General features: G+C 72.2%; 13 protein-coding genes and 1 pseudogene. 8 read left to right on the forward strand and 6 right to left on the reverse strand.

Annotated features, from left to right (window positions below; translation table 11 throughout):
- Positions 1 to 14: 14 nt before the first annotated feature.
- Together HUT10_RS46450 and HUT10_RS46455 are read right to left on the reverse strand one after the other, a co-directional pair.
- Positions 15 to 809 (reverse strand): MerR family transcriptional regulator, encoded by a 795-nt coding sequence (locus tag HUT10_RS46450; RefSeq protein WP_176177035.1) that lies wholly within the window; start codon positions 807 to 809, stop codon positions 15 to 17.
- 73 nt (positions 810 to 882) lie between these two features.
- Positions 883 to 1,596, reverse strand: a complete 714-nt coding sequence (locus HUT10_RS46455) for a helix-turn-helix domain-containing protein (protein WP_254897339.1) — start codon at positions 1,594 to 1,596, stop codon at positions 883 to 885.
- A 54-nt stretch (positions 1,597 to 1,650) separates the two neighbouring features.
- Here HUT10_RS46455 and HUT10_RS46460 point away from each other — a divergent pair, with 54 nt between their 5' ends.
- The 3 genes from HUT10_RS46460 to HUT10_RS46470 all read left to right on the forward strand — a co-directional run bounded on the left by HUT10_RS46460 (position 1,651) and on the right by HUT10_RS46470 (position 4,138).
- The gene (locus tag HUT10_RS46460) at positions 1,651 to 2,892 is read left to right on the forward strand and encodes an MFS transporter (RefSeq protein WP_176177037.1); all 1,242 of its coding nucleotides are present in this window, start codon (positions 1,651 to 1,653) and stop codon (positions 2,890 to 2,892) included.
- A gap of 129 nt (positions 2,893 to 3,021) precedes the next feature.
- Positions 3,022 to 3,447, forward strand: coding sequence for an RNA polymerase sigma factor (locus tag HUT10_RS46465; protein ID WP_176177038.1), 426 nt, complete (start codon positions 3,022 to 3,024; stop codon positions 3,445 to 3,447).
- A 280-nt stretch (positions 3,448 to 3,727) separates the two neighbouring features.
- Positions 3,728 to 4,138 carry a hypothetical protein gene (locus tag HUT10_RS46470; protein WP_176177039.1) on the forward strand — a complete coding sequence of 137 codons (411 nt, stop codon included), beginning with the start codon at positions 3,728 to 3,730 and terminating at the stop codon, positions 4,136 to 4,138.
- Positions 4,139 to 4,147: 9 nt separating this feature from the next.
- Here HUT10_RS46470 and HUT10_RS46475 read toward each other — a convergent pair whose 3' ends face one another.
- From HUT10_RS46475 to HUT10_RS46490, 4 genes are all read right to left on the reverse strand, one after another.
- Positions 4,148 to 4,948: a methyltransferase domain-containing protein gene (locus tag HUT10_RS46475; RefSeq protein WP_176177040.1), complete on the reverse strand. Its 801-nt coding sequence runs from the start codon at positions 4,946 to 4,948 to the stop codon at positions 4,148 to 4,150.
- A 274-nt stretch (positions 4,949 to 5,222) separates the two neighbouring features.
- Positions 5,223 to 5,420, reverse strand: a complete 198-nt coding sequence (locus tag HUT10_RS46480; protein WP_176177041.1) for a hypothetical protein — start codon at positions 5,418 to 5,420, stop codon at positions 5,223 to 5,225.
- Complete coding sequence (locus HUT10_RS46485) at positions 5,417 to 6,367, reverse strand: Leg1-related protein (protein ID WP_176177042.1); 951 nt, start codon at positions 6,365 to 6,367, stop codon at positions 5,417 to 5,419. Before HUT10_RS46485 ends, HUT10_RS46480 begins: the two co-directional genes overlap by 4 nt.
- Before the next feature lie 233 nt (positions 6,368 to 6,600).
- A complete protein-coding gene (locus tag HUT10_RS46490) occupies positions 6,601 to 7,398 on the reverse strand; it encodes a GAF and ANTAR domain-containing protein (protein ID WP_176177043.1) in 798 nt (265 codons plus the stop codon).
- Positions 7,399 to 7,928: 530 nt separating this feature from the next.
- Between HUT10_RS46490 and HUT10_RS51595 the strand changes: the two are divergent.
- From HUT10_RS51595 to HUT10_RS46520, 5 genes and pseudogenes are all read left to right on the forward strand, one after another.
- Positions 7,929 to 10,271 (forward strand): annotated as a pseudogene (locus HUT10_RS51595) (ATP-binding protein); the annotation flags it as partial.
- 674 nt (positions 10,272 to 10,945) lie between these two features.
- A complete protein-coding gene (locus HUT10_RS51600) occupies positions 10,946 to 11,857 on the forward strand; it encodes a SpoIIE family protein phosphatase (RefSeq protein WP_254897340.1) in 912 nt (303 codons plus the stop codon).
- A complete protein-coding gene (locus HUT10_RS46510) occupies positions 11,854 to 12,141 on the forward strand; it encodes an STAS domain-containing protein (RefSeq protein WP_176177044.1) in 288 nt (95 codons plus the stop codon). Before HUT10_RS51600 ends, HUT10_RS46510 begins: the two co-directional genes overlap by 4 nt.
- A 104-nt stretch (positions 12,142 to 12,245) precedes the next feature.
- Positions 12,246 to 13,331 (forward strand): hypothetical protein, encoded by a 1,086-nt coding sequence (locus HUT10_RS46515; protein ID WP_176177045.1) that lies wholly within the window; start codon positions 12,246 to 12,248, stop codon positions 13,329 to 13,331.
- 114 nt (positions 13,332 to 13,445) lie between these two features.
- Positions 13,446 to 14,621, forward strand: coding sequence for an NAD(P)/FAD-dependent oxidoreductase (locus HUT10_RS46520; protein ID WP_176177046.1), 1,176 nt, complete (start codon positions 13,446 to 13,448; stop codon positions 14,619 to 14,621).
- The last annotated feature ends 4 nt before the right edge of the window (positions 14,622 to 14,625 follow it).

Genomic DNA, 14,625 nt, shown 5'->3' on the forward strand with positions numbered 1-14,625 from the left:
CAGCGCTGACCGCCTCAGGTGACCCGGAAGACCGGCCAGCCGATCTCGGTGCGCCACGCAGCGGGATCGCTCACGTCGCGAGGGCCGACGCGGTAGACCTCCCGCACCGGCCCGGCCACCGACATCGCGTTCTCCACCACCCACGTCCCCAGTTCGCCGTAGGTGACCTCGACGCCGTCGTGCTCGCCGATGTGGGTGGTGACGGCCAGTTCCGCGGCCGGAAGCACCACCGGGTGCACGCGGCCGGTGCTGGGTGGCTCGGCGGTCGGCAGGTAGACGAGCGCGTGCCCGCGTTCCTGTTCGAACAGCGCGTTGTCGTAGCAGCCGCCCGGTGGTCCGGTCGCGGTGGCGCCGACGGCCGCCTCCAGTTCGGCCATCGCGCCGGCGAACCAGGCCGCGACGTCGCGGTGGCCGACCACGGCCTCCACCGCCGCGACCGTCCGGGCGGGCTCCGCGCGCAACTCGACGTCGATCGGCGCGGGATCGGGCCGGAGCAGGCGCCGCAGCGAAACGACCGCGGCGCGGGTGCGGTCGAGCACGTCTTCGAGGCGTTGCAGGTGGTCCGCGACCAGGGCCGCCCGGACCTCGGGGTCGGGGGTCCGCAGGATGCGCTGCACGTCGCTCAGGGGGACGTCGAGTTCGCGGAGCCGGTGGATGACCTGCGCGGCCGGGATCTGGTCGACGCCGTAGTAGCGGTAACCGGTGGTCTGGTCCACTACGGCGGGCTCCAGCAGGGCCGCCTCGTGGTAGCGGCGCAGGGTGCGCACGCTCAACTGGGTCAGCCGCGAAAACTCCCCGATGCTCAGCACGCCTCCATTCTGGACTCTCTCCCCGGGGGAGAGTCCATGGCTCTCCCACGCCGCGAGCCCGCACGATCCCGGCTCACCGGGCCCGGTAGCTGCCCGGTGTCCGGCCCATGACGTGGGTGAACGTTTCGACGAACGCGCTCGGGGTGGCCCAGCCGCACCGGTGTGCGGTCTGGGTGACGGTGGCGCCCTCCGCGAGGTGGATCATCGCGTGGAACACGCGGGTCGTCGTGCGCCACTGGGGGTAGGTGGTGCCGAACTCGAGGCGGAACAGCCGGGACAGCGTGCGCTCGCTGGTGCTGGTGCGCTGGGCCAGCCACGCCGTCGTGCGGGGCCGGCTGAGGTCGTCGGTGACGAGCCGGCACGCGTGGGCCAGCCGCGGGTCGCGGGCCTCGGGCAGGGTCAGCGGCCGGCCGTGGGCCCGGCGGAGCCGGTCACGCAGCACGGCGTGGATCCGGGCGGCTTCGGCGTCGCCGAGACCGGGTTCGGTGGTGGCGACGAGCAGTTCGCGCAGCAGCGCGCTGACGCCGATGACCGCGGGCGCCGTGCCGTCCAAGGGCGCGTCGCCGGTGGCGAACATCAGGGTGAGCACCTCGGAATCGCCGTAGACGCGGTGCTCGTGCCAGGTGCCGGCCGGCATCCAGACGGCACGGTCGGCGCAGGCGACCCACGTGCCGTGGTCGGTGCGGACCGCGAGCACCCCTCGGTGGACGTACACCAGCTGGTGCTCGTCGTGGCGGTGGCGCTCGATGACGTGCCCGGCCGCGTGCCGGTGGCGGTTTTCCGACACAAGAAGACAGTTTATCGGAAGTTCGACACGGGTGGCTCCTGCGACGGTGAGCGCATGACGACCCACCGGCTGCGCCGCATCGCGATGGACACCCGACCGCTGGCGCATCCGGTGTTCCGCCGGACGTTCTTCGGCCAAGGCGCCGCGGTCATCGGGACGGTGGTCACCGAAGTCGCCGTTCCGGTGCAGGTCTACGACCTCTCGCACGCTTCGTTCGACGTCGGTCTAGCCGGGCTGGCCGGTCTCGTCCCGATCCTCGTGTTCGGGCTCTACGGCGGCGCGGTGGCCGACGCCGTGGACCGGCGGCGGCTGTACCTCGCCTCCTCGGGGCTCACCTGGACGGTCACGCTGGCGCTGTTCGCCCAGGCAATGGCCGGGGTCGGGTCGGTGCCGCTGATCCTCGGGCTCGTCGCCGTCCAGTCCGGCGGCTTCGCCGTCTCGTCGGCCGTGCGCGGCGCGATCACCCCGGCCCTCGTCCCGCCGGAGGTGGTGCCCGCGGCCAACTCGCTCACGTTCACCGCCTCGACGGTCGGCCAGGTGCTGGGCCCCCTGCTCGCGGGAGCGCTCCTCGGCCTCCCGGACGGGTTCTGCTACGCCTACGGCGTCGACGCGGTGCTGTTCACGGCGGCGCTCTACGCCACCTTCCGGCTCCCGCCGCTGCCCGGAACGGATCCGATCGGCCGTCCGGGGCTGCGATCGGTCCTCGACGGCCTGCGCTTCCTCGCCGGCCACCGGGTCCTGCTGATGTCGTTCCTGGTCGACATCGCCGCGATGGTGCTGGCCATGCCGACGGCGTTGTTCCCGCAAGCCGCGGAGACGAGGTGGCACGGCGGAGTCGGCCTGCTGTACGCGTCGATCGCGGCAGGCTCGGTCCTCGCCGGGCTGTCCAGCGGCTGGATCGGAAGGGTGCGGCGCCAAGGCGCTGCCCTCGCGGTGGCGGTCGCGGTCTGGGCGGGGGCCGTCGCCCTGGCGGGCGTCGCCCCGAGTTTGTGGCCGGCGGTGACGTTGCTCGTCGTCGCGGGCGCGGCCGACTTCGTCAGCGCGGTGTACCGGCAGACGATCCTGCAGACCGCCGTCCCCGACCGGATGCGTGGCCGGCTGCAGGGGGTGTACACGGTCGTCGTCGCGGGTGGTCCCCGTCTCGGTGATTTGCGCGCGGGGCTGATGGCCTCGGCGCTGCCGCTGGTGGTGGCGTGGTCCGGAACCGCGCTGGTGTGCGTGGCGCTCGTCCTGGGCGGCGCCTTCTTGGTGCGGCCGTTCTGGCGCTACACGGCGTCGGGAGTCGAATCCCGGTGAAGGAGTTGCTCGGTAATCTGTCCACAAAGGAGGATGCTGATCATCGTACGCAGGGCCGCCACGGCTCGGCCACCCGCGTCACCGGTCCGGCTCTAGCCGCGGGGGCGGGCAACCACGACAGTGACAGGTATGAACGAGCCTGGGCGGACGTCCGTGTCACCTCCTCCGTGGTGGGAGCAGAGCGGCCAGGACCGGGTCGCGGCCGCTCTGGTCGCCGCGCGCTCCGGTGACGAGGCCGCCTGGGACGAGCTCGTCGACCGGACCGCGCCCTTGCTGTGGGCGGTGCTCCGATCCGCGGAGGTCGGCAAGGAAGCCGCCGATCGGATCGTGGAGCAGGTGTACCTGCGGATGGTGCGAAACCTGGACGAGATCCACGATGGAAGCGAGCTGCTGCGCTGGGTCGCCCGTGTTGCAGGCGGAGACGGGAGCGCATGGTCCGAGGTCCGATACACGCAGGAGCTCGGCCCCTTTTGGTACGCCCGGATCGACCGGGCTTTCGCCCGGTTGTCCTCCGGTGCGCACCGGCTGCTCCAGCTGATTCATCTGGCGGCATGAACTACGCCGAGGTCGCGAAGGCCATCGATATGCCCGTCGGGAAGCCAAGGGAAGAACTCCGTGGAGACCGCCGGCCCGCCTCAGGAATTCAGCTCGCGGAGAACTCAAGAAAACTTTGCGAGCGCGGGCCCCTCCGAAACATCGTCGGTATTTAAGCGGGGTAAGGCCCGGAGAATGATCCGAGCGATCAGCTGATTCTTCGACGTTCAGCCACTGCGGCCGTTCGAGCTCGTGTCCTCTCGGAGCATGACGCGGTCGCGCGGCAGGGCGGTGACCGGTCATGACCGAACAGACCACGCTCGGTGCTTCGCTGGTCGACGAGTGGCTGGGCATGCGAGTCCTCGAGCACGTGCGTGACCTGTACAAGGAGCAGCCCGACAGCGCGGACCGGGTGCTGAAGCTCGTCGAGACGCGGCTTCAACAGCGTCACGACGCGGAGGTCGTCCACCACCGGCACCGACGGCGGCTCGAATGGGCGTGGTTCGGCTTCCGGGTGGCTTCGGCGCTGCTCGGCTTCGGTGCGCTCGTCGTGTTCGCGCTGGTTGCCGTGCAGTTCATCGGCCACGGTGCGCCGACGCAAGCGAGCGTGGCGCTCGGGGCCGGCGCCGTTTCCGTGGTGGCCATCTTCGTCACCGGCCGCACCGCGGGCCCGCTGTTCACCCGGCGCTCTCCGGAGGAAAAGGCCGAATAGGTTCCGGCGTCAGGCGCGGGCGAGGACTTCTCCGTGGGGGATCAGCAGCCAGCCGTCGGGGTGGGCCGCCCAGTTCTGCCACGCCTGGGCGATGGCGTCGAGGTCGGCCTGGGTGGCCAGGCCGCGTTCGAGGGCCATTTTGCCGACCGAGGAATGGATCCGCTCGGCCCACATGTCGCCCCACGTCGAGCGTTCGTCCGGGGTTGCGTAGCACCACACGGAAGCGGACGGCGTGACCTCGGTGAACCCGGCTTCGTGCGCCCACGCGAGCAGCCGGCGGCCGGCGTCGGGCTCGGCGTCGTTGCCGCGGGCCACGGTGCGGTACAGGTCCTGCCAGTCGTCGAGCCGGGGGTCCTCTGGCCACCACCGGAACGCGCCGTAGTCGGCGTCGCGCACGGCGACCACCCCGCCGGGGCGCGTCACCCGCCGCATCTCGCGGAGAGCGGCGACGGGGTCGGACAGGTGCTGGAGCACCTGGTGGGCGTGGGCGACGTCGTAGCTGTCGTCGGGATCGGAGAGCGCGTACGCGTCGTCGACGGCGAACTCGACGGACACCCCACGCCGAGCCGCGTTCGCCCGGGCGGCGGGGAGCGGGGCTTCGGTGATCTCGATCCCGCGCACCCGCCCGGGCGCGACGGCTTCGGCGAGGTCGACGGTGATGCTGCCCGGACCGCAGCCGACGTCGAGCAGGTCCAGCCCCGGGCGGAGCAGGGGCAGGAGGTAGGCCGCCGAACTGGCCGCGGTGCGCGCCGCGTGGCTCGCGACGACGACCTCGGCGTGGCCGTGCGTGTAGACATCCTTCCCTGCCATGGCCAACCCCGTTTCTCAAATAGTGAGACGATGTGTCCGCATGATGAACACTACGCCGGGTTGGCCACCCGGGCAATGGGCTGCCACAGCAGCGTCTCGAGTGCCGGGGCCGGCCGACCAAACCCGGGTCCGGCGGCCAGTGGCGGCTGTGGCTCGACTGCCCTGCCGGTTGGGACTACCGCTCGAACTGGATGACGCTGACCAGCACGCCGACGAGTGCGCAGGGCTCGTGCGACCCGTTCTCGCCCCGCAGCGTCAACATCGAAACCCGCAGCTAGCCGCCGTACGTCCAGCGTCCGATGTGGACGGTCTGCACGCCTTGCGGTCGAAACCCGCGCCGGAAGCGGGTTACGCCGCCGACGTCGGGGCGGGGACGCTCGCCGTCGGGGCGTCCGGGCCGGTCGTAGCCGGGATCGCCGACCCGGCCACGCGGCCGGCCGGACGTCGGCTCGTCGGTGTCCGGGGTGGTCACGGACGCAGGAGGTGGCCGATCACCCGCCGGCGGGCCGCGGCGTTGTCCCGCCGGGGGTCGAACACCGCGTCGAGCAGGGTCAGCACCTCGTCCCGCGCGGCCCTGGTGCGCATGATCCGCCGCCACAGCCCCAGGTTCAGCGCGTGGCGGCGGGGTGAGGTGGTGGCCAGGCGGAGCACGTTGGCGACGTTGCGCCGGACGCTGTCCGGAAGCCTGCGCATGTCGGAACGCTGCTCTAGCAGTATCTCCGGCAGCACATCGAGACCGTGCTCGGTCATGAAGCCGAAGTCGGTCCGCCAGGCCGCCGCCCCGAGGTAGTCGACCATCCGGCACCAGCCGCGCAGGAACGTCAGTTCGAGCGGGGCGTACGGGGCCGGGTCGATGTCCGCGATGGTCGTGACCACGACGTCGAGACAGGTCTTGTGCGCCTTCCACAGCGCGATCCGGAGCGGCTCGAAGTCGGTCGTGGCCGGAGTGTCCTCGACCATCGCGAAGTAGCGCTGCCACTGCTCGACACTGGGCGCCAGCTCGTCCGGCACCACGCCGCCCCGCACGTACCGGAACCGGGCCGTGGCGGGCGCGTCGGCGATTTCGAGCGGAGCGACCACGCCGGCGCGCTCCGCGCCCAGCCACGGGACCACGCTCAGCGTGTAGTTGCCGTAGGCCCACGGCGAGTCCGGATCGATCGCCCCGTCGGCGTGCGCGGTGGCGCCCAGCCGCCCGGTGCGGCACTGCCACTGGAGCTGGAACGTCCACGCCCACAAGGGATTGTCCCGGTTGTCGGCGCCGAACAGCCCGCCCGCGTTCGTGGCCTCGATCAGCTGCCGGTAGGCCGCCATCCGGTGCTCGAACCGGAACGGGTCGAACCGGTCCGTCAGCTCCGCCGCGGAAACCCAGACCGCGTAGAGGTCCAGGTCGGCCAGTTCCGGGGGATGGACGGAGCTCACGCACTCAATGTAGCGCGGTCGAACGGGCGCCTTCGGTCAGTGACTCACGGCCGGCCGGGTTGGGCGAGGATCCACGCCCGGGCCTGTGCGACGCTTCCGGTGACCGTGACGACCTCCGTGAGGTGCCCGATTTCGAGCGCGCGCGATGCCGTGGTCTCCCGGACCGGGCGGGGAAGCCGACATGGGAAAGCCCAACGTCGATCACCCGCCCGGCGATCGGCGGCGGCAGTCGGTCAGCGGGCCGGGAGGTCGATTTCGGTGTGGCGCGTCGCCAACGTCGACGCCACGTCGGCCAGCTTGACGTTCAGGTCCTGCGAGGTGCGCCGCAGCACGTCGAAGGCGTCCTCCGCCGAGACGCCGCGGCGGGCCATGATGATGCCCTTGGCCTGCCCGATCACGTCGCGGCTCTCGATCGCCTTGTGCAGGTGCGCGGCCTGCAGTTCGGCGCGGGTGACGGCGTCGGTGGTGGCCAGCGCCAGCGACGCGTGGGTGGCCAGCAGGAGCAGGACGTCCCGGTCGGCCTTGTCCAGCCCGCCGGGGACCCTCGAGTACACGTTGAGGGCGCCGACGGAACCACCGGTCGGCGCGCCCGGCAGCAGGGCGGTGGCGATCACGGACCGGACACCGAGGTCCGCCGCGGCGGGCGCCCACCGCGGCCAGCGGCGTTCGCCGGCCAGATCCGGGCAGATGGCCACGGCCGGGCCGCCGGGGATGGCCGCCTCGACGCAGGGGCCTTCGCGGAAGCGGTACTGCAGCACGTCCAGGTCGGTGGCCAGGTCGTGCGTTTCGGCCGGGGTGTGGAAGCCGCCGTCGGGATCGAGCAGGGTGAAGCTGGCGACGTCGGCGGCCGGGACCATCACCGTCGCGGCGTCCAGCACCCGCTGCAGGACGTCTTTGACCGAGGGAGCGGCGAGCAGCGTGGCCGTCAGCTGCGCGAACTGCTCGGCCAAGGGCCCCAGGCCGGGCCGGGACCCGTCGGAGCCGGACGCGAACGCCGTTCGGTCGAGCTGCCAGTCCTGCTCACCAGTCATGCCCATCCTCCTGAGAACGCGAGAAGGACGGCTGCCTGCTCAACCATCGCACCGACCAATCTAGCCGCCGGGCCGCCGGCCGACCGCGCACCGGACCTGGTTCCGAGAGCAATTCGTGTTTTCCGTGCCTGCCGCTCGGGTAAGGAGATCTTGGATCCGGATCTCCCGTACGGGCTCCTTCGGGTCTAGACCCTGCCGGCTCCAAACCCGAGGGCCGGCAGGGTCGCCTCCCGTGCCCGAGCCGCGCCGAACCGGTGCGCCGACGGCTCCGAACACCATCGTGTACGCGCCCGGACCAGGGAACCGCGGCAGAATGCCCACGCCCGGCAGGTGACCATGAGAGGCCTCGAGTGCGTTCCGAAGTTGCTGAAGGCAGTCCGTTGAGCGGGGTGTTCGCCGCCGACGACGAGATCGGGCGCGACCTGGCGCGGGTGGACTGGACGTCGACGCCGCTGGGCGCACCGGCGGACTGGCCGCAGAGCCTGCGGACCGCCGTGAGCATCCTGCTGTCGTCGCGGTTTTCGATGTGGATGGCCTGGGGCCCGGACCTGACGTTCTTCTGCAACGCCGCCTACCGCCGGGACACACTGGGCCGGAAGTACCCGTGGGCGCTGGGGCGGCCGGCGAGCGAGGTGTGGGCGGAGATCTGGGACGACATCGGTCCGCGGATCCGGACGGTGCTCTCCACCGGCAAGGCGACCTGGGACGAGGCGCTGCTGCTGTTCCTGGAGCGTTCGGGTTACCCGGAGGAGACCTACCACACCTTCTCCTACAGCCCGCTGCGCGACGACACCGGCCAGGTGGTCGGCATGCTCTGCGTCGTCGCCGAGGAAACCGAGCGGGTCATCGGCGAGCGCCGGATGGCGCTGCTGCGGGACCTCGGCTCGGACCCCAGCGTGGTGCAAACGGAACGGCAGGTGCTCGCCTTCGCCGGCCGTCAGCTCGGCCAGGACCTGCGTGACCTGCCGTTCACCCTCACCTACCTCTTCGACGGCCCGGACGCGGTGCTCGCCGCGGCGACCGGCATCGAGGCGGCGCCGTCGGCCACCGTGTGGCCGGTCGAGGCCGCGGCCGGGGGAGAGGCGGTGCTGGTCGACCTGGACAGCGCGGTCTTCCCCGGGCTGCCGTCCGGCTCGTGGCCGGAGCCGCCCACCCGCGCCCTGGTCGTGCCGCTGCGGCAGCAGGGCAGCCCCCCGTACGGGTTCCTGGTGGCGGCGTTGAACCGGTACCGCGAACTGGACGACGGCTACCGCGGCTTCATCGACCTGGTGGCCGGGCACATCGCCGCGGGCATCGCCAGCGCCCGCAGCTACCAGGCCCAGCAGCGCCGCGCGGAAGAACTGGCGGAGCTGGACCGGGCGAAGACGACGTTCTTCTCCAACATCAGCCACGAGTTCCGCACGCCCCTGACACTGATCCTGGGTCCGGTGCAGGAGCTGCGTGGCCGCTGGGCCGAAGGCGACGAGCGGGCCCGCGAAGAGCTGGAGGTCGTGCACCGCAACAGCCTCCGGTTGAGCAAGCTGGTCAACACCCTGCTGGACTTCTCCCGCATCGAGGCCGGCCGCATGCAGGCCCGGTACGAGCCGGTCGACCTGGCCGCGGTCACCGCCGAGCTGGCCAGTGTGTTCCGTTCCGCCGTCGAACGAGCCGGGCTGACGTTCACCGTCGAGTGCCCGCCGCTGCGCGAGCCGGTGTACCTGGACCGCGGCATGTGGGAGCGGGTGGTCTTCAACCTGCTCAGCAACGCCCTCAAGTTCACCTTCGACGGCTCGGTCACCGTCACCGTCGGCCGCGACGACGGACGCGCCGTCGTCAAGGTCATCGACACCGGCGTCGGCGTGCCCACGGCGGAGATGCCGCGGCTGTTCGAGCGGTTCCACCGGATCGAGAACGCCCGCGCCCGCTCCGGGGAGGGCAGCGGTATCGGCCTGGCACTGGTCCGCGAGCTGGTCGAGCTGCACGGCGGCACCATCGCCGCCGACAGCGCCGAAGGCACGGGCACCACGTTCGTCATCCGCCTCCCGTTCGGTTCCACCCACCTGCCCGCCGATTTCCTCGTCCCGGCCGCGACCCGCGTCGCTCCCTCCACCATCGCCGAGCAGTACGTCGAGGAAGCCCTGCGCTGGCTGCCGGACGAAGACCGCGTCGAGGACGCACCGCGCCCGGCGCAGACCAGCGCCGCCGTCCCGGCCCGTGTCCTGCTCGCCGACGACAACGCCGACATGCGCGAATACCTGACGCGGCTGCTGACGGACGCCGGTTACCTGGTCGCCACGGCCGTCGACGGCCGGAAGGCGCTCGAGGCCGCCCGCACGGATCCGCCGGACCTGGTGATCAGCGACGTGATGATGCCGGAGCTGGACGGCCTGGCCCTCGTGGCCGAGCTGCGCGGGGACGCCCGCACCGCCGCGGTGCCCGTCCTGCTGCTCTCCGCGCGCGCCGGGCAGGAAGCCTCCATCGAAGGACTGCAGGCGGGGGCCGACGACTACCTCGTCAAGCCGTTCGCCGCCGCCGAACTGCTGGCTCGGGTCCGGGCCAACGTCGAACTCGCGCGCCTGCGCAACCACCACGCCCGCTGGCGCACCGCGTTGGTGGATTCCCTGCAGGAGGCGTTCTTCGTCTGCGACGAGAGCGGCTCGGTCATCGAGATCAACGCGACGTTCACCGACATCCTCGGGTTCGGTCCGGAAGGCCTGCCCTACGAGCCGCTCCACCCCTGGTGGCCGGACGCCACCACCGACCCGGACGCGCACGAGCAGGCCGCCGAGGCGTTTGCCGGCATGGTGGGTGATCCGCACGGCAGCTACACCGTTCCGGTCACCCATCGCGACGGGCACCGCGTGTGGGTCACGGCGAGCTTCAACCACGTCGACGACCCGGAGACCGGCCGCCGGGTCACGGTCGGGACCTTCCGGGACGTCACCGCCGAGCACTACCTGGTGCAGCGCCAAGCCGCGCTGTCCGCGCTCAGCCAGCAGCTCTCGCAAGCCGACACGGTGGCCGAGGCGTTGACGGCGTCGGTCGAAGAGCTGCGCCGTCTGTGGAAGGCCCACCGGGTGGTCGCCCTGACCTTCCCCACCTCCGCCGCCGAAGTGGCCGAGCCGCGGCTGGTGTGCGCCGGCGAGCCGGTGCGATGGGCCCAGCTGGCGCCCGAGGTGCGGCAGACGATCGAAGCGTTGCGTGCGGGTGACCCGCTCACCCCCGCCACCGGGGACGCCGAGGCCGTCGGCATCGCGCTGCAACACCCCGAGGGGGTACTGGTCCTGTGGCTCGAGCCGGCCGAGCGGCGGCGGGTCACGTCGGAGGACGAGACGCTGCTGACGGTGCTCGCCGGCCGGCTCGGCCAAGGGCTCTCGCGGGTCCACCAGCACGACCAGCAGCGGGAGACCGCGCTGGCGCTGCAGCACGCCATCCTCGGCCCGCAGCAGCTGCCGGGCGGGTTCGCCGTGCGGTACCAGCCGGCCACCCGGCCCTCCAGGTCGGCGGTGACTGGTACGACCTGGTCGACCTCGACGGCGGACGCATCGCCCTGGTCGTCGGCGACTGCGTGGGGCACGGCCTGGCCGCGGCCACCGTCATGGGACAGCTGCGCAGCGCCTGCCGCGCCCTGCTGCTCGAGCACCCCACTCCGGCCGCCGCCTTGGCCGCACTGGACCGGTTCGCCGCGAGGCTGCCCGGCGCCGCCTGCACCACCGCCTTCTGCGGGGTGCTCACCCCGGAAACCGGCGAGCTGGCTTACTCCAGCGCGGGTCACCCGCCGCCGGTCCTGGTCCACGCCGACCGCACCACGCGGCTGCTGGAGGACGGCCACTCCCTGCCCCTGGGCGTCCGCGCCGACCTGGACCGGCCCGAAGCGCGGGTCGTCATCCCGCCCCGCGGCACCCTGCTGCTCTACACCGACGGCCTCGTGGAACGCCGGCGCCGCCCCCTCGACGAGGGCATCACCCGCGTCGCCGAGCTCCTGGAAAGCAGCGCCACCACGACGCCGGACGAACTCGCCGACAAGCTCATGACCGGCCTGGCGCCCGCGGCGGGCTACGAAGACGACGTCGCCGTGCTCATCTACCGCCAGCCCGGCCCGCTCGAGCTGGACTTCCTGGCCGACGCCGGCCAGCTGGCGCCCACCCGCCGGGCCCTGCGCGGCTGGCTGGACCGGTGCGGCCTGGACACCGAACAAATCCAGAACGTCCTGGTCGCCACCGGCGAAGCCGTGGCCAACGCGATCGAACACGGCCACCGGGACACCCCCGGCGGTCCCGTCCGGCTGAACGCGATCGCGCTGGCCGACCGGGTGCACGTGACCGTCACCGACACCGGCACGTGGAAGCCCCCGCAGCCGAGCGCGACCTCGCGGCGCGGCCGCGGCATGACCTTGATGCGGGAACTGGTGGACGAGGTCAGCGTCCACCCGACCGCCGACGGCACCACCGTCCACCTGCACGCGAGGATCCCGGCATGACACCGCTCACCCTGGAAACGTCCCGCCGCGGCGACGGCAACCGCGTGCTGACCGCGACCGGCGAGATCGACCTCAGCAACGTCGCCGACTTCAGCCGCGCCCTCGGCGACGCCACGGCCGACGGCCCGGTGATCGTCGACCTGCGAGCGGTGGACTACCTCGACAGCGGCGCGATCAACGCCCTCTTCGCCCACGCCGACCAGATCAGCCTCGTCATCAACCCGGTGCTCGGGCCGGTGCTCACCATCAGCGGCCTCACCTCGCTGGTCGACGTCGGACACTGACCGGTCGAACCATCCGAGCGGCGGTCTCACTCCTTCGGTTGATCACCGAACCCGAACCAGCGATCCCGCTCGCCGGGCGTGATCACCTGTGTTTCGTTGATCCGGTGCCTTCGTTTCGCCTCGCCCCCGTGCTGACCGGCCTGGTTCTCTCCGCGGGCGTCGGGTTGCTCGCGGTCGCCGAACCGGCGGTCGTGCCGGTCGCGCGGTCTTCCGCCCCCGCCTCCGCGACCCTCGTCCGCCTGACGACTTCGCCGGTCGAGGCGCTCGGACTCGAGGCCTACACCGGCCGGTACGGCGTCGCGGAGTCCTCCGGTCCCGGACAGACCGACAACGGGGACTTCGGCGACCCCGACGGGATGCTGAGCCGGATCGGCGTCGCCACCAAGGAGGTGCGGACCGCCGCCGACCCGGCCAAGAACTGGGCGCAGGCGCAGCTGACCGCGCTGGAGGTGAAGCTCGGGCGGAAGCCGTTCCTCAAGGTGGCTTCGCTCGATTCCTACGCCGAATGCGTCCCGCCGCCGGTGGGCCCGTGGGCGCTGGCGTACAACCGCACCAACGGCGGCGCGATCGAGGTGCTCGGGCACCTCGTGCGAACGGGCCGGAACGAGCTGAGCGTGACCGGCGCCCAGCTGGGCGCCCGTGAGATCGGCAAGAGCACCCTGACGGTGGTGGTGACGCCGCTGCAGGACCCGTCCGCGCAGAGCCGCCAGGGCTATGCCCGGGCCTGGTTGGACATCGACGTCACCGCGTCGCTGAAGGACAAGGACGGCAAGGCCGTGTACGACGGGCCGTTGACCTCGTTGCGGCTCGGAGAAACCGAGGCACACTGCGAGCCCCGGCCGCCGACGACCACCCCGGTCACCTCGACCACCACGGCCAAGACGACCACGCGGACCACGTCCTCCACGCCGGCCTCGACCTCGACTTCGGCCACGACTTCGGCCTCGACCTCGACCTCGGTTTCGGCCACGACGACCGGTCCTTCCGGCGTCACCGTGACGCCGACGACCACGTCGGGCACTTCTTCGGCCGCCTCTCCGGTGCCCGGCTCGCCCGGCAGCCCGCCGACGACCGGCGGCCTCCCCGGAACCGGCGTCGGCGGCCTGCCCGCCCAGGCGGCCGCGCTGCTGGTCCTGCTCGGCACCGGCCTGACGCTGCTCGCCGTGGCGCGGCGACGACGCAGCCGTTGACCCGAGGTCGGGTCTTTCGCCCGGCGACGCGCGCATCGCCGCTACCATCCCGGGTCGTCGAGTGCCGCTCGCCACCCACGTGGCCGGTGCGGGGCGGGAGCCGAGGGGAGCGGAATGACCAGGGCGTTGATCATCGGCGGGGGCATCGCCGGGCCGGTCACGGCCATGGCCCTGCAGAAGGCGGGCATCGGCTCGGTCGTCTACGAGGCCGAGGAGCCGGGCGCGGACGACGTCGGCGCGTTCATGACGATCATGAACAACGGCTTCGACGCCCTGCACGCCATCGACGCCGACAAGCCGGTGCTGCAGGCGTCGTTCCCCGCCGACCGCGCGTTCTTCTGGAGCGGCTCGGGCAAGAAGCTCGGCGAAGCACCCATCGGCGGCGGTACGGCAGGCTCGTACGGGCCGCACACCATCAAGCGCTCCGAGCTGTACCGGGTCCTGCACGAGGAAGCCACCCGCCGCGGGATCACGATCGAGCACGGCGAACGGCTCGGCGACGTGGACATCTACGCCGAGCGCGGCATCGCGGCGTTCTTCGAGGACGGCTCCCGCCGCGAAGGCGACCTGCTGATCGGCGCCGACGGCGTCCACTCGGCCACCCGCGAAATCATCGACCCGCACGCGCCGCAGCCGCGCTACACCGGGACGGTCGTGTTGTGCGGCTACGCCCGGCACGCGCCGGTCGAGCCGCTGCCCGGGGTGTACCGGATGATCTACGGCAAGCGCGTGTTCTTCGCGTACACGACCGCGCCGGACGGCGAGACGTGGTGGTTCGTGAACATCCCGCGCCCGGAGGTGTCCAAGGCGGAGCTGGCGTCGACGTCGCTGGAGGAGTGGCAGCGGCAGGCGATCGCCGTGCTCCGGCGCGACCGGTCGCCGGCGGCGGCGATCGTGGCGGCGTCGGAGCAGATCCGCGCGAACAACGGCTACGACATCGCCTCGGCGCCGCGGTGGCACGCCGGCCCGATGATCGTCATCGGCGACGCCGCCCACGCCGCGGCGCCGAACGCCGGGCACGGGGCGTCGATGGCCATGGAGGACGCCGTTGTCCTGGCCAAGTGCCTGCGTGACCTCCGTGAGCCGGCGGCGGCGTTCCGGGCTTACGAGCAGCTGCGCCGGGAGCGGGTCGAGCGCCTGGTGGCCACCAGCGCGAAGATGGGCGGCACGGCCACGCCGGGGCCGGTCAAGCGGCTCATCCGCGACATCGCGATCTCCCGGCGGCTCAAGAGCGGCCCGCGCAACACCGCGGCGTGGCTCACCCAGCACCACATCGAGTGGACGGACTGACCGC

The organism is Amycolatopsis sp. Hca4, assembly GCF_013364075.1.
Taxonomy (GTDB): Bacteria; Actinomycetota; Actinomycetes; order Mycobacteriales; family Pseudonocardiaceae; genus Amycolatopsis.